Here is a 17,571-nt window from a genome sequence, read left to right as displayed (position 1 = left end):
ATGTTCAACAACATTCTGGTGGTTTGCGTGGGGAACATTTGTCGTTCCCCTACAGCAGAGCGACTGCTGAAAAAATACCAGCCCGGATTAACAGTGGCATCAGCAGGGCTGGGCGCGCTGGTCGGACGTGGCGCGGATGCTAACGCTGTGAGCGTAGCGGCAGATAATCAACTTTCTCTGGAGGGACATTGCGCGCGGCAGGTTTCCAGTGCCATGTGTCGCGAATGTGACCTGATTCTGGTCATGGAAAAACGCCACATTGCTAGCCTGTGTGAAATTGCTCCGGAGATGCGCGGCAAAGTCATGTTATTTGGCCACTGGGATAACGAACGAGAAATTCCCGACCCGTATCGTAAAAGTCGTGAAGCTTTTGAAGCCGTTTACACCTTACTTGACCAGTCTGCCCGCCAGTGGGTGCAGGCATTGCAAGCTCAGCAGGGATAATAATGACAGAGAAAACACACCATTCGCATTCTGCTGCCCAGATGGTGGGCAATGATGAAATTGATATTGGCCGTTTGCTCGGCACTATCATTGAAGCTCGCTGGTGGGTAATGGGCATCACCTCGGTGTTTGCACTGATTGCGGTTGTCTACTGCCTGTTTGCGACTCCCATTTACAGCGCCGATTCACTGGTGCAAATCGAACAAAACACCGGCAGTTCGCTGGTGCAGGATATCAGCAGTGCGCTGACAAACAAGCCACCCGCGTCAGAAGCAGAAATTCAGCTTATCCAGTCGCGTCTGGTGCTGGGCAAAACTGTTGAAGATCTGGATCTCGACATCTCTGTGGTGAAAAACACCTTTCCGCTGTTTGGTACTGGCTGGGAGCGGCTGATGGGGCGGCAGGACGAAACGGTGAAAGTCACCACCTTTACTTTGCCTGCCAGCATGAATCAGCAGATCTTTACGCTTAAAGTGCTAAGCCCAAAACAGTATCAGTTAACCAGCGATGGCGGTTTTGAAGCACGTGGCGAAGTCGGCAAGTTGCTGAACAAGCAGGGCGTGACCATGATGGTGAGCGACATTCTCGCCTCGAATGACTCTGAATTTACCGTCACTAAATTCTCTACGCTGGGGATGATTAACAACCTGCAAAACAACCTGACGGTCGTGGAGAACGGTAAAGATACCGGTGTGCTTAGCCTGACGTATACCGGTGAAGACCGCGATCAGATCCGCGCTATTTTGAACAGTATTACCCGTAATTACCTTGAGCAAAATATCGAGCGTAAATCCGAGGAAGCGGCGAAGAGCCTGATGTTCCTTGATAAACAGCTACCGGAAGTGCGCCACAATCTCGACATTGCAGAAGATAAGCTCAACACCTATCGGCAGACCAAAGACTCTGTCGATCTGCCGCTGGAAGCCAAATCGGTGCTCGATTCGATGGTCAACATCGACGCGCAGTTGAACCAACTGACTTTCAGTGAAGCGGAAATCTCCAAGTTGTACACCAAAGCTCACCCGGCATACCGCACGCTGCTGGAAAAACGTAAAGCGCTGGAAGATGAAAAAGAGAAGCTGAATGACCGCATCACCGCCATGCCGCAAACGCAACAGGAAATTGTTCGCCTGACGCGTGATGTCGAATCCGGCCAGCAGGTCTATATGCAACTGCTGAATAAGCAGCAGGAGCTGCGGATTACTCAGGCCAGTACCGTGGGTGATGTACGCATTGTTGACCCGGCGATCACCCAGCCAGGCGTGCTGAAACCGAAGAAAGCGTTGATCATTCTCGGCAGCATTATTCTTGGCCTGATTGTTTCCGTGGTTGGCGTTCTGCTGCGCTCGCTGTTCAATCGCGGTGTGGAAAGCCCGCAGATCCTCGAAGAGCATGGTATCAGCGTTTATGCCAGCATCCCGCTTTCCGAATGGCAAAAAGCGCGGGATAGCGTCAAAACCGTTAAAGGCGTTAAGCGCTACAAGCAGAGGCAGTTGTTGGCGGTGGGTAACCCGACGGATCTGGCGATTGAAGCCGTGCGTAGTCTGCGTACCAGTCTGCATTTCGCCATGATGCAGGCCACTAATAATGTGTTGATGATGACCGGGGTCAGTCCTTCCATCGGTAAAACCTTTGTCTGTGCCAACCTCGCAGCGGTGATAAGCCAGACGAACAAACGTGTGCTGCTGATCGACTGTGATATGCGCAAAGGCTACACCCATGAACTGCTGGGTACCGACAACATTAACGGTTTGTCCGATGTGCTGGCTGGAAAATGGTCGGTAGAGAATTGCGCCAAGCCGACCTCCATCGGCAATTTCGATCTGGTTCCGCGAGGCCTGGTGCCGCCGAATCCGTCCGAACTGTTGATGAGCGAACGCTTTACGCAACTGATGAAATGGGCCAGCAGCCATTATGACCTGGTGCTGATCGATACACCGCCAATACTGGCGGTGACGGACGCGGCGATTGTTGGTCGTCATGCCGGCACCACGCTGATGGTAGTTCGCTACGCTGTGAATACCCTGAAAGAGATCCAGACCAGCCTGAGTCGCTTCGAACAGAACGGTATTGAGGTTAAGGGGGTGATCCTGAACTCGATTTTCCGCCGTGCGACCAGCTATCAGGATTACGGCTACTACGAATACGAATACAAATCCGATTCGAAATAACCAGTCCCTCACTTCAATCTTTAACACGACATGCTCTCCTCCATCTGGGGGAGGGCAGACGTGGGGGCGAACGTGGCATGTTGAACGCATTAGGGATCGCATAATGAGCACAACAGCAAACCCATTAATTTCTATCTATATGCCAACCTGGAACCGGCAACAGCTGGCGATCCGTGCCATCAAATCGGTGCTGCGCCAGGATTATCCGCACTGGGAAATGATCGTTGTGGACGACTGCTCCGACGCGTATGAACAACTGCAACAGTTTGTTGAAGAGTTAGGTGATTCGCGCGTGAGTTATACGCGCAATCCCCATAACTCGGGTGCCTGCGCGGTACGTAACCAGGCGATTTTACAGGCACAGGGGCAGTACATTACCGGAATTGACGACGACGACGAATGGACGCCGAACAGGCTGTCGGTTTTTCTGGCGCACAAACATCTGCTTAACACTCGTGCATTTCTCTATGCCAATGATTATCTCTGCGAGGGCGAGGTTTATGCACAACCCACCAGTTTGCCTCTGTATCCGAAATCGCCGTTCTCGCGCAAGCTGTTCTGGAAGCGCAACATTGTCGGCAACCAGGTCTTTACCTGGGCCTGGCGATTCAAAGAGAGCTTGTTCGACACACAACTGAAAGCGGCTCAGGATTACGATATTTTCCTGCGCATGGTGGATGAATATGGCGAACCGTGGAAGATTGAAGAAGCCACGCAGATCCTGCACGTCAACCACGGCGAAATGCAAATAACCTCGTCGCCGAAGAAATTCTCCGGTTACTTCCATTTTTATCGTAAGCATAAAAATAAGTTCGATCGTGCCAGTAAAAAATATCAGTTGTTTACGCTGTATCAGATCCGTAATAAGCGCATGACCTGGCGTACGCTACTGACATTGTTTTCGCTGCGTAACGGTAAACGATTGGCTGACGGGCTGCGGGGGAAATAATGCGACTGGAAGATTTTCGCGCAAACCACTGGAACTTGCGCCCGTGCTGCATGGTTGCGGCTTACCGTATTGCTCATTTTTGCTCGGTGTGGCGCAAAAAACATGTCATCAACAACCTGTGGGCTGCGCCTGCGATCCTGCTCTATCGCTTTGTCACCGAGTATTTGTTTGGCTACGAAATTCAGGCTGCTGCGACCATCGGGCGCCGTTTTACAATCCATCACGGCTACGCGGTGGTGATCAATAAGAATGTGGTAGCAGGTGATGATTTCACGATTCGTCACGGCGTTACCATCGGTAATCGTGGTGCCGATAATTTGGCCTGCCCGGTGATTGGTAACAACGTCGAGGTGGGGGCGAATGTCGTGATCATTGGTGACATCACCATTGGCAACAATGTCATCATCGGCGCGGGAAGCGTCGTACTCGACAGCATCCCCGATAACGCGCTGGTGGTTGGCGAGAAAGCGCGCGTGAAGGTGATCAAATGAATATCTTACAGTTCAATGTTCGCCTTGCCGAAGGCGGCGCTGCGGGCGTGGCGCTGGATTTGCACCAGCGCGCACTGCAAAAGGGTATGCAGTCACGTTTTATTTATGGCTACGGCAAAGGCGGGAAAAAAAGTGTCAGTCACGATAACTACCCGCAGGTTTACAAGCAGACGCCTCGTCTGACTTCTGTTGCTAATCTCGCGCTGTTCCGCCTGTTTAATCGCGATATTTTTGGCAATTTGAATAATCTTTATCGCACTGTGACCCGGACGCAAGGGCCGGTGGTACTGCACTTTCATGTGATGCACAGCTACTGGCTGAACCTTGATGAGCTGGTGGCATTCTGCCAGAAAGTGAAAGCGCACAAACCTGACGTCACGCTGGTCTGGACGCTGCACGATCACTGGAGCGTAACCGGGCGCTGTGCCTTTACCGACGGCTGTGAAGGCTGGAAAGAGAATTGCCGCAAATGCCCGACGTTGAGCAACTATCCGCCAGTGAAGGTGGATCGCGCGCATCAACTGGTCAACCACAAACGTCAGTTGTTTAACGATATGCTGGCACTGGGCTGTCAGTTTATCTCTCCCAGCCAGCATGTGGCGGACGCTTTTAACAGCCTCTATGGTGCAGGGCGATGCAGCATTATTAATAACGGTATTGATGTCGCGACTGAGGCGATTCTGGCTGAACTCGCGCCGGTAAAAGCCACCGAAGGAAAACCGAAAATTGCCGTGGTTGCCCATGACCTGCGCTATGACGGTAAAACCAACCAGCAGCTAGTGCGTGACATCATGGCGCTGGCTGACCGCGTGGAGCTACACACCTTCGGCAAATTTTCTCCGTTTGCGGGGCAAAATGTCGTCAACCACGGCTTCCTCACTGACAAACGCCAGTTGATGAGTGAACTCAATCAGATGGATGCGCTGATGTTCTCTTCCCGGGTGGATAACTACCCGTTGATCCTCTGTGAAGCGCTCTCTATTGGTGTGCCGGTGATCGCCACGCACAGCGATGCGGCGAGGGAAGTGTTGCAAAAATCCGGTGGTAAAACCTTTACCGAACAAGAGGTGCTGCCGCTGGTACAGTGCCGTAAAGCAGAAATTGCACAGGCGGTGTTTGGCGAAAGCCTCGACGCGTTTAGCGCACGCAGCCGCCAGGCCTACAGTGGACAACAGATGCTGGAGGAATATGTCTCGTTCTATCAGAGTCTGTAGCTATCTGCTGCTGCCAGTGATTTACCTGCTGGTTAACGTGAAAATCATACAGCTCGGTGAAAGTTTCCCGGTCACTATCGTGACGTTTTTGCCGCTGCTGTTGCTGCTCTATCTCGACAAAATCAATCTGAAAAAATTGATGCTGGCGCTGGGTGCGGGAGCCGGGTTAACGCTGTTTAATTTTATTTTTGGTAAATCGCTCGATCCCGGCAAATATGTCACTTCAACCATGCTGTTTGTTTACATTGTGATCATTGTGGGCATGGTGTGGAGCATCCGCTTTAAAACCATATCACCGCATAATTATCATAAGATTTTGCGATTTTTCTATGTGGTCGTGGCAATGGTGGTGATGCTCGCGGCAATGGAAATGGCTCAGATTATTCTCACTGGTGGAAGTAGTTTGATGGAGGGTATTTCTAAGTACCTCATCTACAGTAACAGTTACGTGCTGAATTTTATCAAGTTCGGCGGTAAGCGTACTACTGCGTTATATTTCGAACCGGCATTCTTCGCTCTGGCATTAATCTCAATTTGGCTCAGTATCAAACAGTTTGGTATCAAAACGCCAAAGACCGATGCTATGATTTTAGCAGGCATAGTACTTTCGGGATCGTTCTCTGGGGTAATGACGTTTATTGTGTTTTATTTGCTGGAGTGGGCATTCCAGTATCTGAACAAAGAGGCGATTCGTAAAAAGTTGCCGCTGGCAATTATTTCACTGTCAGTATTTATTGTCGGCGTGGTTTTCGCTTTTCCCTATATTGCAGAACGACTCGGCGATTTAGGCACGGAAGGTTCATCTTCTTATTACCGTATTATCGGCCCGCTGGTGATGGTGGGATATTCACTGACCAATATTGATGGGGTAGTAAGATTTGGCTCACTTTATGAATATGTCGCGTCATTCGGAATCTTTAACGGTGCAGATGTCGGGAAAACAATAGACAATGGGCTGTATCTGCTGATCATTTATTTTTCATGGTTCGCAGTGTTGCTAACAGGTTGGTATTTGTCCAAAGTCGGGAAAATGATGATAAATGCCTTCGGTAATAATCAAAATTTTCGTGTGCAGCTTTACCTGTTTACGCCTATATCATTGTTTTTTACGGGGTCAATTTTTAGCCCCGAATATGCGTTTTTAATTGTTTGTCCGTTTATTCTGCGTAAAGCGCTGAATATCGTGAATTCATGAAAAGGTGGGTCATATGCTGCTAAGTGTTATTACTGTCGCGTTTCGCAATTATGAAGGTGTGATGAAGACCTGGCAGTCTCTGGCTCATCTGGCGAAAGCACAGAATATCGAATTCGAATGGATTGTCGTTGACGGCGGTTCGCAGGATGGTACTGCGGAATTTCTGAAAAATCTCAACGGGCAATACAATTTACGTTTTATCAGCGAGCGTGACAAAGGCATTTATGATGCTATGAATAAAGGCATTGACATGGCAACAGGACGCTATGCATTGTTTTTGAATTCTGGCGATATTTTCCATGCGGAAATCGTGGATGTTGTTCGCCAACTAGATGAAGAACGCGAAAATGCCATGTATATTGGCGATGCGCTGCTGGACTTTGGTGACGGCAACAAATTACGCCGTAGCGCCAAACATGGCTGGTATATTTACCACAGCCTGCCGGCCAGCCATCAGGCCATATTTTTCCCTGTGAATGGTCTGAAAACATACCCCTACGATCTGCAATTTAAAGTCTCTTCCGATTACGCATTAGCGGCCAGAATGTTTAAAGCCGGTTTTCCTTTCAAGCGTTTGAAAGGGCTGGTATCTGAATTTTCGATGGGCGGCGTATCTACCTCTAATAACGTTGAATTATGTAAGGATGCCCGCAAAGTTCAGCGCATGATATTACGAGTTCCGGGTTTTTGGGCGCAATTGTCATATATATTGCGTATGCGGACGACTGGCAAAGCAAAGGCCTTATATAACAAAGCATAACGCTCAAATATAGGGAATAAAAATGCAGGATTTACAAGGATTCTCCGTGCCAAAAGGCTTTCGGGGCGGCAATGCTATTAAGGTTCAACTGTGGTGGGCGGTACAGGCGACATTATTTGCCTGGTCTCCACAGGTGCTGTATCGCTGGCGTGCATTCCTCTTGCGTTTATTTGGCGCAAAAATTGGTAAGGGCGTGGTTATTCGCCCATCGGTAAAGATTACCTACCCGTGGAAATTAACATTAGGCGATTACAGTTGGGTCGGTGATGACGCGGTGTTGTACACCCTTGGTGATATCACTATCGGCGCAAATTCCGTGGTTTCACAGAAATGTTATTTGTGCACCGGCAGTCACGATTATCAGAGCGCGCATTTCGATATTAATGCGACGCCAATTGTGATTGGTGAGAAGTGCTGGCTGGCGACAGATGTCTTTGTCGCGCCAGGCGTCTCCATCGGCGACGGGACGGTAGTCGGTGCGCGCAGCAGTGTTTTTAAATCGCTTCCGGCAAATGCAATTTGCCGTGGCAATCCCGCAGTGGTGACGCGCGAACGCGTTGAAAAGATAACCCCCTAACAGGGACTATTGAGGAAAATAAATTATGTCTAAAGTCGCTCTCATCACCGGCGTAACCGGGCAAGATGGCTCTTATCTGGCAGAACTGCTTCTGGAAAAAGGCTATGAAGTTCATGGTATTAAACGCCGTGCTTCCTCATTCAATACCGAGCGTGTGGATCATATCTATCAGGATCCGCACACCTGCAATCCAAAGTTCCATCTGCACTACGGCGACCTGACGGATACGTCTAACCTGACCCGTATCCTGCAGGAAGTTAAACCGGATGAAGTCTACAACCTGGGGGCGATGAGCCATGTGGCTGTGTCGTTTGAATCCCCGGAATACACCGCCGACGTGGATGCGATGGGGACTCTGCGTCTGTTGGAAGCGATTCGCTTCCTTGGCCTGGAGAAGAAAACCCGTTTCTACCAGGCATCAACCTCTGAACTGTATGGTCTGGTACAAGAAATTCCGCAGAAAGAGACTACGCCGTTCTACCCGCGTTCTCCGTATGCGGTTGCCAAACTTTACGCCTACTGGATCACCGTGAATTACCGTGAATCTTATGGCATGTATGCCTGCAACGGCATTCTGTTTAACCACGAATCTCCGCGTCGCGGCGAAACCTTCGTAACCCGCAAAGTCACCCGTGCGATCGCCAACATTGCTCAGGGTCTGGAATCCTGTCTGTACCTCGGCAACATGGACTCCCTGCGTGACTGGGGCCATGCAAAAGACTACGTGAGAATGCAGTGGATGATGCTGCAACAGGAAAAACCGGAAGACTTCGTTATCGCGACCGGCGTGCAGTATTCCGTGCGTCAGTTCGTGGAAATGGCTGCGGCGCAACTGGGTATTAAACTGCGTTTTGAAGGCAAAGGCGTTGAAGAGAAGGGCATTGTGGTCTCCGTGACTGGCCATGACGCTCCGGGCGTGAAACCGGGTGATGTGATCATCGCCGTTGACCCGCGCTACTTCCGTCCTGCGGAAGTGGAAACCCTGCTGGGTGATCCGACCAAAGCACACGAAAAACTGGGCTGGAAACCGGAAACCACACTGCAGGAGATGGTCTCCGAGATGGTAGCGAAAGATCTGGAAGCAGCGAAAAAACACTCACTGCTTAAAGCCCACGGTTACGAGGTTGCCATCGCGCTGGAGTCTTAAGCATGACCAAACAACGTATTTTCGTGGCTGGCCATCGCGGGATGGTGGGATCAGCCATTGTTCGCCAGCTCGAACAACGTGCGGATGTTGAACTGGTACTGCGCTCCCGTGAAGAGCTGAACCTGCTGGATCCCGCTGCTGTCGATGCTTTTTTCGCCAGCAACCCTATCGATCAGGTTTACCTGGCGGCGGCAAAAGTGGGCGGTATTGTGGCGAACAATACCTATCCGGCGGACTTCATCTACGAAAACATGATGATTGAGAGCAACATCATTCACTCAGCGCATAAGCATGACGTGAACAAACTGTTGTTTCTCGGTTCGTCCTGCATCTACCCGAAACTGGCGCACCAACCGATCGCGGAAAGTGAGCTGTTGCAGGGGACGCTGGAGCCGACCAATGAGCCGTACGCGATTGCCAAAATCGCCGGTATCAAACTGTGTGAATCCTACAATCGCCAGTATGACCGCGACTACCGCTCGGTAATGCCGACCAACCTGTATGGTCCACACGATAACTTTCACCCCAGCAATTCGCACGTGATCCCGGCGCTACTGCGCCGCTTCCACGAGGCGACGCAGGAGAACACTCCGGATGTGGTGGTGTGGGGAAGCGGCACGCCGATGCGTGAATTCCTGCATGTGGACGATATGGCGGCAGCCAGTATCCATGTTCAGGAGCTGGCGCGCGAAGTGTGGCAAGAGAATACCGAACCGATGCTGTCGCATATCAACGTTGGTACGGGTGTGGACTGCACGATTCGCGAACTGGCGCAAACCGTGGCCAGCGTTGTCGGCTACAAAGGCCGCGTGGTGTTTGATGCCACCAGGCCGGACGGTACGCCGCGTAAACTGCTGGATGTGACACGTCTGCATCAGCTTGGCTGGTATCACGAGATCTCACTGGAAGCAGGGCTGGCGAGCACCTACCAGTGGTTCCTTGAAAACCAGCACCGGTTCCGGGGGTAGGCATGTTTTTGAGTCAAGAAGATTTTGCCACGGTGGTGCGCTCCACCCCGCTGATTTCCATCGATTTGATCGTGGAAAACTCACGCGGTGATTTTTTGCTCGGCAAGCGCACTAACCGTCCGGCGCAGGGATACTGGTTTGTGCCGGGCGGACGCGTGCAAAAGGATGAGCCGCTGGCAGCCGCTTTCGAGCGGCTGACCCTGGCGGAGCTGGGGCTGCGCCTGCCGATGTCAGCAGGCGAGTTTTACGGCGTCTGGCAGCACTTCTATGACGATAATTTCTCCGGTAGCGATTTTTCCACCCACTACATTGTGCTGGGTTTCCGTCTACGTGTGGACGAACAGACGCTCGCGTTGCCGCCGGATCAACACAATGACTATCGCTGGGAAGCGCCGGAGTCGCTGGTTGCCGACCCGCTGGTGCATGACAACAGCCGCGCTTATTTCCTCGACGCGCAGGGAGTACCGGGCTTATGAAAATCCTGGTCTATGGCATCAACTATTCGCCGGAGTTGACCGGGATCGGTAAGTACACCGGCGAAATGGTGGAATGGATGGCCCGTCAGGGCCATGAAGTGCGCGTGATCACGGCGCCGCCTTACTACCCGGAATGGAAAGTCGGCGAGCACTACAGCACCTGGCGCTGGCGTAAAGAGCAGGGTGCCGCCACGGTGTGGCGCTGCCCGCTGTATGTGCCAAAACAGCCATCAACCTTGAAGCGTTTACTGCATCTGGGCAGCTTTGCTCTCAGCAGCTTTTTCCCGCTGATGGCACAGCGTAGCTGGAAACCGGACCGCATTATCGGCGTGGTGCCAACGCTGTTTTGCACGCCGGGGATGCGTCTGCTGGCCAAACTGAGCGGCGCAAAAACGCTGTTGCACATTCAGGATTATGAAGTGGACGCCATGCTCGGTCTGGGGATGGCGGGTAAAAGTAAAAGCGGCCGCGTAGCGAAGCTGGCGACCACATTTGAACGTAGCAATCTGCATAACGTCGATAACGTCTCCACTATCTCTCGCTCAATGATGAACAAAGCGCGCGAGAAAGGGGTGGCGGTCGACAAAATTATCTTCTTCCCGAACTGGTCGGAAGTGGCGCGGTTTCGCGATGTCAGCGCAGCAAATGTCGCGAAACTGCGACGCAACCTTGGTCTGCCGGATGACAAAAAAATCATTCTTTACTCCGGCAACATCGGCGAGAAGCAGGGGCTGGAAAACGTCATTGAAGCTGCTGCGCAGTTACACACCCATCCGTGGCTGTTTGTCATTGTCGGTCAGGGTGGTGGGAAGGCGCGGCTGGAAAAACAGGTTAGTGAACGTGGCCTGAGTAACGTCATCTTCTTCCCGTTGCAGCCGTATGACGCACTGCCAGCGCTGCTGAAAATGGGCGATTGCCATCTGGTTATCCAGAAACGTGGCGCGGCCGATGCGGTACTGCCGTCAAAGCTGACCAACATCCTGGCGGTGGGCGGTAATGCCGTAATCACTGCTGAAGAGAGCACTGAGCTTGGGCAACTCTGTCTGGCAGAGCCGGGCATCGCGGTCTGTGTGGAACCGGAATCGGTCGAGGCGCTGACCTGGGGCATTGAGCGCGCACTGGCGCTGCCCAAAAACAACACGGTGGCACGTGAATATGCCGAACGCACGCTCGAAAAAGAGAGTGTATTAAACCAGTTTATTGCTGATATCAGCCCGGAAAGTTCCGTGAAGCCCGTACGCGCCTGCGAAAGCGCGCAGCACGAAGGCCGACTGAATTTTGACGGAAATGGGGATAAATCATGAGTCAAACACAACTCTATCCGGTAGTGATGGCCGGAGGCTCCGGGAGCCGTCTGTGGCCGTTGTCTCGCGTGCTTTACCCTAAACAGTTTCTCTGCCTGAAGGGCGATCTCACCATGTTGCAGACCACCGTCTGCCGCCTTAATGGCGTCGAGTGTGAAAGTCCGGTGGTGATTTGTAATGAACAACATCGCTTTATCGTCGCCGAGCAGTTGCGTCAACTGAACAAGCTGACCGAGAACATCATTCTCGAACCTGCCGGCCGTAATACCGCCCCGGCGATCGCGCTGGCGGCGCTGGCGATAAAACGCCATAACCCGGACAGCGATCCGCTGATGCTGGTGCTGGCTGCCGACCATGTGATTCAGAACGAAGAGGCGTTTCGCGCCTCGGTTCGCAATGCTATTCCTTATGCGCAGAGCGGCAAACTGGTGACCTTCGGCATCGTACCGGATCTGCCGGAAACGGGTTATGGCTATATCCGTCGTGGCGGCGTCTGTGCCGGTCAGGACGATTCCGTTGCTTTCGAGGTGGCGCAGTTCGTTGAAAAACCGAATCTGGAAACCGCGCAGAGTTACGTTGCCAGCGGCGAATATTACTGGAATAGCGGTATGTTCCTGTTCCGCGCTGGTCGTTTCCTTGAAGAGCTGAATAAATATCGTCCGGATATTTTACGTGCCTGCGAACAGGCGATGCAGGCCGCCGATCCGGATATGGATTTTGTTCGTGTTGATGAAGAAGCCTTCCTGGCTTGCCCGGAAGAGTCGATTGACTATGCGGTAATGGAACGCACGGTGGATGCGGTGGTAGTGCCGATGGATGCAGGCTGGAGCGATGTCGGCTCCTGGTCTTCTCTGTGGGAAATAAGCCAGCATACACCGGAGGGAAACGTCTATCACGGTGACGTCATCAGTCATAACACCGAAAACAGCTATGTGTATGCAGAGTCCGGGCTGGTCACGACCGTCGGCGTTAAAGATCTGGTGGTGGTACAGACCAAAGATGCAGTGCTGATTGCCGATCGCAAGCAGGTGCAGGATGTGAAAAAAGTGGTGGAGAAAATCAAAGCCGACGGACGTCACGAGCACCACATCCACCGTGAAGTTTATCGCCCATGGGGCAAATATGACTCCATCGATACCGGCGATCGTTATCAGGTGAAACGCATCACCGTGAAGCCGGGCGAGGGGCTCTCCGTACAGATGCATCATCACCGTGCAGAGCACTGGGTGGTGGTAGCGGGAACGGCGAAAGTGACCATCGATGATGAAGTGAAATTACTCGGTGAGAATGAATCGATTTATATCCCGCTCGGCGCGCATCACTGTCTGGAAAACCCGGGGAAGATTCCGCTCGATCTGATTGAAGTTCGCTCGGGTTCGTATCTGGAAGAAGACGACATCGTGCGTTTTGCCGATCGCTACGGGCGAGTTTAAAAATCAGGGCCGGACGCGGTGTTGTTCGTCCGGCAAAAAAAACAAACAAATCAATAACAAATGGCCATTTTACGGTCAAGGCTGACTGTTGCCTGAAGAAGAGGTAATGATGGAAAAATTAACCTGTTTTAAAGCTTACGATATCCGTGGAAAGCTGGGCGAAGAACTGAATGAAGATATCGCATGGCGTATCGGCCGCGCCTACGGTGAATACCTGAAGCCGCAAACGATTGTGCTGGGTGGCGATGTGCGTCAGACCAGCGAAGCGCTGAAACTGGCGCTGGCGAAAGGGTTGCAGGATGCGGGCGTCAACGTGCTGGATATCGGTCTTTCCGGTACTGAAGAGATCTATTTTGCGACGTTCCATCTCGGCGTGGATGGCGGCATCGAAGTGACCGCCAGCCACAACCCGATGGACTATAACGGCATGAAACTGGTGCGCAAAGGCGCTCGTCCGATAAGCGGCGATACCGGGCTTCGCGATGTGCAGCGTCTGGCGGAAGCCAACGACTTTCCGCCAGTGAATGCAGATAAACGTGGCAGCTACGAGAAAATCAACCTGCGCGATGCGTATGTTGATCATCTGCTGGGATATATCAATCCGGCTAACCTTAAGCCGTTGAAATTAGTGATTAACTCCGGTAACGGCGCGGCAGGCCCGGTAGTGGATGCTATTGAAGCCCGCTTCAAAGCATTGAACGTGCCGGTGACCTTCATAAAAGTGCATAACGAACCGGACGGCACTTTCCCGCACGGTATTCCTAACCCGTTGCTGCCGGAATGTCGCGCGGATACCCGCAATGCGGTGCTGGAACATCATGCCGACATGGGGATCGCCTTTGACGGCGATTTCGACCGCTGTTTCTTGTTCGATGGCGAAGGGCGTTTTATTGAGGGCTACTACATCGTTGGTTTGCTGGCGGAAGCATTCCTCGAAAAACACCCTGGAGCCAAAATCATCCACGATCCCCGTCTCTCCTGGAACACGGTGGATGTGGTGACGCGCGCGGGCGGCACACCGGTAATGTCGAAAACCGGGCACGCATTTATTAAAGAACGTATGCGTAATGAAGATGCCATTTATGGTGGCGAGATGAGCGCGCACCACTACTTCCGCGACTTCGCCTATTGCGACAGCGGCATGATCCCGTGGCTGCTGGTCACTGAGTTGCTGTCTCTGAAAGGTAAAACCCTCGCCGAGCTAGTCAGTGATCGCATGGTGGCGTTTCCGGCAAGTGGTGAAATCAACAGCAAGCTTGCCGATCCGGTCACGGCTATCCAGCGCGTTGAGCAGCACTTTACGCCCGGCGCGCTGGAGATCGATCGCACCGACGGTATCAGCATCGCCTTTCCTGAGTGGCGTTTTAACCTTCGTTCATCCAATACCGAGCCGGTAGTGCGTCTGAACGTTGAATCGCGTCGCGATGTGTCACTGATGGAGGCACGAACGCAGGAAATTCTGGCGCTGTTGAATCAGTAAATCTCGGCGTTGCTCTCCCCGAATGTGGGGAGAGTCAATATACAGGCAGGTAAAACGATGACTCATCTAAAAAAGCGCGACCGGGCCAAAACGAATGCATCGTTAATCTCAATCGTGCAGCGATTCTCTGACATCACCATTATGTTCGGTGGGCTGTGGCTGGTGTGTAAAGTGAATGCGTTGCCTTTTTTCTACATGCATCTGCTGATGGCTCTGCTCTCCCTTGTTGTCTTCCAGATGATTGGCGGGATGACCGATTTTTATCGCTCCTGGCGAGGGGTAAAAATAACAACTGAACTGACCCTACTGTTGCAGAACTGGACGCTCAGCCTGATTTTCAGCGCGGGTCTGCTCTCGTTCAGCAACGATTTCGACAACACCTTCATTATCTATCTCCCTTGGTATTTGTTAACCAGCATGGGGCTGATGTTGAGTCGCACGGTGATCCGCTTTGGCGCAGGCTGGCTGCGGAACATGGGCTATAACACGCGCCGCGTTGCGGTGGCGGGGGATATGCCGATGGGCCAGTCGTTGCTGGAATGCTTTCGCAATGAACCCTGGCTGGGATTCGAGGTGGTCGGGGTGTACCACGATCCGCAGCCGGGCGGCGTCACCACTGGCTGGGCCGGTAATCTCGACCAGTTGGTTGACGATGCGAAAGCGGGGAAAATTCACAACGTCTATATCGCGATGTCGATGAATGATGCAGCCAGCATCAAAAAACTGGTGCGCCAGTTGGCGGACACCACCTGTTCGGTGATCCTGATCCCCGATGTCTTCACCTTCAATATTCTGCATTCGCGGATTGAAGAGATAAATGGCGTGCCGGTCGTACCGCTGTATGAAACACCGCTCTCCGGCGTGAACCGTATTCTCAAACGCCTTGAAGACATTGTGCTCTCGTCGCTGATATTGCTGCTGATCTCCCCGGTACTGCTGGCGATTGCGGTGGCGGTCAAACTCAGCTCTCCCGGCCCGATTATCTTCCGTCAGACCCGTTACGGCATGGACGGTAAGCCCATCAAAGTGTGGAAATTCCGTTCCATGAAGGTCATGGAAAATGACAAAGTGGTGACTCAGGCAACACAGAACGATCCGCGTGTAACCAAAGTGGGGAGTTTCCTGCGTCGTACCTCGCTCGACGAACTGCCGCAGTTCATTAATGTGCTGCTCGGCGGTATGTCTATCGTTGGCCCACGCCCGCATGCGGTGGCGCACAACGAGCAGTACCGTTCGCTGATTGAGGGTTATATGTTGCGCCATAAAGTGAAACCGGGCATCACCGGCTGGGCGCAGATTAACGGCTGGCGCGGCGAAACTGACACGCTGGAAAAAATGGAAAAACGTGTTGAGTTCGACCTGGAGTACATTCGCGAGTGGAGTCTGTGGTTCGATATCAAAATCGTTTTTCTGACCATCTTTAAAGGCTTTATTAATAAAGCGGCGTATTAAAGGAAAGGTCATGAGTTTGAGAGAAAAAACCATCAGCGGTGCGAAGTGGTCAGCGATGGCCACTTTAATCATCATTGGGTTGGGGCTGGTGCAGATGACGGTGCTGGCGCGTATTATCGATAACCACCAGTTTGGTCTGCTGACCGTCTCGCTGGTGATTATCGCGCTGGCGGATACGCTATCAGATTTTGGTATTGCGAACTCCATTATTCAGCGCAAAGCGATAAGCCACCTTGAACTTACCACCCTGTACTGGTTGAACGTTGGGCTGGGGATTGTGGTTTGTCTGGTGGTTTTCTCGCTGAGCAACCTTATTGCCAGCGTATTACACAACCCTGATCTGGCGCCGCTGATCAAAACCTTGTCGTTCGCTTTTGTGGTGATCCCGCACGGTCAGCAGTTTCGCGCGTTGATGCAAAAAGAACTGGAGTTCAATAAGATTGGCGCGATTGAAACCGTGTCAGTGCTGGCGGGCTTCTGCTTTACGGTGATCAGCGCCTTTTATTGGCCCTTGGCGATGACCGCAATCCTCGGTTATCTGGTCAATAGTGCCGTTCGTACGCTGCTGTTCGGCTATTTTGGCCGCAAGATCTATCGTCCTGGTTTGCATTTCTCCCTTGCGTCGGTCAGTTCAAATCTGCGCTTTGGCGCATGGCTGACGGCTGACAGCGTCATTAACTATGTCAATACCAACCTCTCCACATTAGTGCTGGCGCGTATCCTCGGTGCCAGTGTCGCCGGGGGATACAACCTGGCGTACAACGTGGCGGTGGTACCGCCGATGAAGCTCAACCCGATTATCACTCGCGTGCTGTTCCCGGCGTTCGCCAAAATTCAGGACGATACCGAGAAGCTGCGCGTTAATTTCTACAAGCTGCTGTCGGTGGTGGGTATTATTAACTTCCCCATCCTGCTGGGGTTGATGGTAGTGTCGAACAACTTTGTGCCGCTGGTCTTTGGCGACAAGTGGAACAGCATTATCCCGATCCTGCAATTGCTCTGTATTGTTGGCCTGCTGCGCGCGGTCGGTAACCCTATCGGTTCGCTGTTGATGGCGAAAGCGCGAGTGGATATCAGTTTTAAATTCAATGTCTTCAAAACGTTTCTCTTTATTCCCGCCATTATCCTCGGCGGTCATCTGGCCGGTGCGCTGGGCGTAACGCTGGGTTTTCTGCTGGTACAAATCATCAACACCATATTGAGCTACTTCGTGATGATCAAACCGGTGCTCGGTTCCAGCTACCGTCAGTACATCCTCAGCCTGTGGCTGCCATTCTACTTATCGTTGCCGACACTGGTCGTGAGCTATGGCCTCGGCCAAGCGCTGAACGGGCATATGCCGCTGGCCGCCATGCTGGCGGTACAGGTCGCGGCGGGCGTACTGGCTTTCGCAGTGATGCTGATTGTCTCGCGCAACGCACTGGTGGTGGAAATGAAGCGCCAGTTTTGCCGCAATGAGAAAATTAAAACGCTGCTTCGCGCAGGATAAGAAACGTTATTGAACCTATGA

16 protein-coding genes are annotated in these 17,571 nt (G+C 52.4%); all 16 read left to right on the top strand.

Annotated elements, in window-relative coordinates; genetic code table 11:
- On the top strand, positions 1-444 hold the full coding sequence (gene wzb / locus GA0061070_RS03735; protein ID WP_090133762.1) for a low molecular weight protein-tyrosine-phosphatase Wzb: 444 nt from the start codon (positions 1-3) through the stop codon (positions 442-444).
- Positions 445-446: 2 nt separating this feature from the next.
- A complete protein-coding gene (gene wzc, locus GA0061070_RS03730; protein WP_090133760.1) occupies positions 447-2,615 on the top strand; it encodes a tyrosine-protein kinase Wzc in 2,169 nt (722 codons plus the stop codon).
- Between the two features lie 103 nt (positions 2,616-2,718).
- The gene (gene wcaA, locus GA0061070_RS03725) at positions 2,719-3,564 is read left to right on the top strand and encodes a colanic acid biosynthesis glycosyltransferase WcaA (RefSeq protein ID WP_090133758.1); all 846 of its coding nucleotides are present in this window, start codon (positions 2,719-2,721) and stop codon (positions 3,562-3,564) included.
- The gene (gene wcaB, locus GA0061070_RS03720; protein ID WP_090133756.1) at positions 3,564-4,055 is read left to right on the top strand and encodes a colanic acid biosynthesis acetyltransferase WcaB; all 492 of its coding nucleotides are present in this window, start codon (positions 3,564-3,566) and stop codon (positions 4,053-4,055) included. Before wcaA ends, wcaB begins: the two co-directional genes overlap by 1 nt.
- Positions 4,052-5,269: a colanic acid biosynthesis glycosyltransferase WcaC gene (gene wcaC, locus GA0061070_RS03715; RefSeq protein ID WP_090133755.1), complete on the top strand. Its 1,218-nt coding sequence runs from the start codon at positions 4,052-4,054 to the stop codon at positions 5,267-5,269. Before wcaB ends, wcaC begins: the two co-directional genes overlap by 4 nt.
- Positions 5,244-6,464, top strand: coding sequence for a colanic acid polymerase WcaD (gene wcaD / locus GA0061070_RS03710; RefSeq protein WP_090133753.1), 1,221 nt, complete (start codon positions 5,244-5,246; stop codon positions 6,462-6,464). The genes wcaC and wcaD overlap by 26 nt, the downstream gene beginning before the upstream one ends.
- 13 nt (positions 6,465-6,477) lie before the next feature.
- Positions 6,478-7,224, top strand: coding sequence for a colanic acid biosynthesis glycosyltransferase WcaE (gene wcaE / locus GA0061070_RS03705; RefSeq protein WP_090133751.1), 747 nt, complete (start codon positions 6,478-6,480; stop codon positions 7,222-7,224).
- 22 nt (positions 7,225-7,246) lie between these two features.
- A complete protein-coding gene (gene wcaF / locus GA0061070_RS03700) occupies positions 7,247-7,801 on the top strand; it encodes a colanic acid biosynthesis acetyltransferase WcaF (RefSeq protein ID WP_090133749.1) in 555 nt (184 codons plus the stop codon).
- Positions 7,802-7,826: 25 nt separating this feature from the next.
- A complete protein-coding gene (gene gmd, locus GA0061070_RS03695; RefSeq protein ID WP_090133748.1) occupies positions 7,827-8,948 on the top strand; it encodes a GDP-mannose 4,6-dehydratase in 1,122 nt (373 codons plus the stop codon).
- 2 nt (positions 8,949-8,950) lie between these two features.
- Positions 8,951-9,916: a GDP-L-fucose synthase gene (gene fcl, locus GA0061070_RS03690; protein WP_090133746.1), complete on the top strand. Its 966-nt coding sequence runs from the start codon at positions 8,951-8,953 to the stop codon at positions 9,914-9,916.
- Positions 9,917-9,918: 2 nt separating this feature from the next.
- Positions 9,919-10,392, top strand: a complete 474-nt coding sequence (locus GA0061070_RS03685; protein ID WP_090133744.1) for a GDP-mannose mannosyl hydrolase — start codon at positions 9,919-9,921, stop codon at positions 10,390-10,392.
- Positions 10,389-11,696, top strand: a complete 1,308-nt coding sequence (gene wcaI, locus GA0061070_RS03680) for a colanic acid biosynthesis fucosyltransferase WcaI (RefSeq protein ID WP_090133742.1) — start codon at positions 10,389-10,391, stop codon at positions 11,694-11,696. The genes GA0061070_RS03685 and wcaI overlap by 4 nt, the downstream gene beginning before the upstream one ends.
- Positions 11,693-13,129, top strand: coding sequence for a mannose-1-phosphate guanyltransferase (gene cpsB / locus GA0061070_RS03675; RefSeq protein ID WP_090133740.1), 1,437 nt, complete (start codon positions 11,693-11,695; stop codon positions 13,127-13,129). Before wcaI ends, cpsB begins: the two co-directional genes overlap by 4 nt.
- 109 nt (positions 13,130-13,238) lie before the next feature.
- Positions 13,239-14,609: a colanic acid biosynthesis phosphomannomutase CpsG gene (gene cpsG / locus GA0061070_RS03670; RefSeq protein WP_090133897.1), complete on the top strand. Its 1,371-nt coding sequence runs from the start codon at positions 13,239-13,241 to the stop codon at positions 14,607-14,609.
- A 57-nt stretch (positions 14,610-14,666) separates the two neighbouring features.
- Entirely contained in the window at positions 14,667-16,061 is a 1,395-nt protein-coding gene (wcaJ, locus tag GA0061070_RS03665) for an undecaprenyl-phosphate glucose phosphotransferase (RefSeq protein WP_090133738.1), read from the top strand.
- A 10-nt stretch (positions 16,062-16,071) separates the two neighbouring features.
- Positions 16,072-17,550 (top strand): colanic acid undecaprenyl disphosphate flippase WzxC, encoded by a 1,479-nt coding sequence (gene wzxC / locus GA0061070_RS03660; RefSeq protein ID WP_090133736.1) that lies wholly within the window; start codon positions 16,072-16,074, stop codon positions 17,548-17,550.
- Positions 17,551-17,571 lie beyond the last annotated feature (21 nt).

The organism is Kosakonia oryziphila (assembly GCF_900094795.1).
Lineage (GTDB): Bacteria > Pseudomonadota > Gammaproteobacteria > Enterobacterales > Enterobacteriaceae > Kosakonia > Kosakonia oryziphila.
This window is presented reverse-complemented; position numbering and strand designations above follow the sequence as displayed.

Bases quoted from the DNA above. Each gene is read 5' to 3' on its own strand.
- wcaB (WP_090133756.1), top strand. From the start codon at position 3,564: ATGCGACTGGAAGATTTTCGCGCAAACCACTGGAACTTGCGCCCGTGC.
- fcl (WP_090133746.1), top strand. From the start codon at position 8,951: ATGACCAAACAACGTATTTTCGTGGCTGGCCATCGCGGGATGGTGGGA.
- cpsG (WP_090133897.1), top strand. From the start codon at position 13,239: ATGGAAAAATTAACCTGTTTTAAAGCTTACGATATCCGTGGAAAGCTG.
- GA0061070_RS03685 (WP_090133744.1), top strand. From the start codon at position 9,919: ATGTTTTTGAGTCAAGAAGATTTTGCCACGGTGGTGCGCTCCACCCCG.
- wcaA (WP_090133758.1), top strand. From the start codon at position 2,719: ATGAGCACAACAGCAAACCCATTAATTTCTATCTATATGCCAACCTGG.
- wcaE (WP_090133751.1), top strand. From the start codon at position 6,478: ATGCTGCTAAGTGTTATTACTGTCGCGTTTCGCAATTATGAAGGTGTG.
- wzc (WP_090133760.1), top strand. From the start codon at position 447: ATGACAGAGAAAACACACCATTCGCATTCTGCTGCCCAGATGGTGGGC.
- wcaJ (WP_090133738.1), top strand. From the start codon at position 14,667: ATGACTCATCTAAAAAAGCGCGACCGGGCCAAAACGAATGCATCGTTA.
- wcaI (WP_090133742.1), top strand. From the start codon at position 10,389: ATGAAAATCCTGGTCTATGGCATCAACTATTCGCCGGAGTTGACCGGG.
- wzb (WP_090133762.1), top strand. From the start codon at position 1: ATGTTCAACAACATTCTGGTGGTTTGCGTGGGGAACATTTGTCGTTCC.
- wcaD (WP_090133753.1), top strand. From the start codon at position 5,244: ATGTCTCGTTCTATCAGAGTCTGTAGCTATCTGCTGCTGCCAGTGATT.
- cpsB (WP_090133740.1), top strand. From the start codon at position 11,693: ATGAGTCAAACACAACTCTATCCGGTAGTGATGGCCGGAGGCTCCGGG.
- gmd (WP_090133748.1), top strand. From the start codon at position 7,827: ATGTCTAAAGTCGCTCTCATCACCGGCGTAACCGGGCAAGATGGCTCT.
- wcaF (WP_090133749.1), top strand. From the start codon at position 7,247: ATGCAGGATTTACAAGGATTCTCCGTGCCAAAAGGCTTTCGGGGCGGC.
- wcaC (WP_090133755.1), top strand. From the start codon at position 4,052: ATGAATATCTTACAGTTCAATGTTCGCCTTGCCGAAGGCGGCGCTGCG.
- wzxC (WP_090133736.1), top strand. From the start codon at position 16,072: ATGAGTTTGAGAGAAAAAACCATCAGCGGTGCGAAGTGGTCAGCGATG.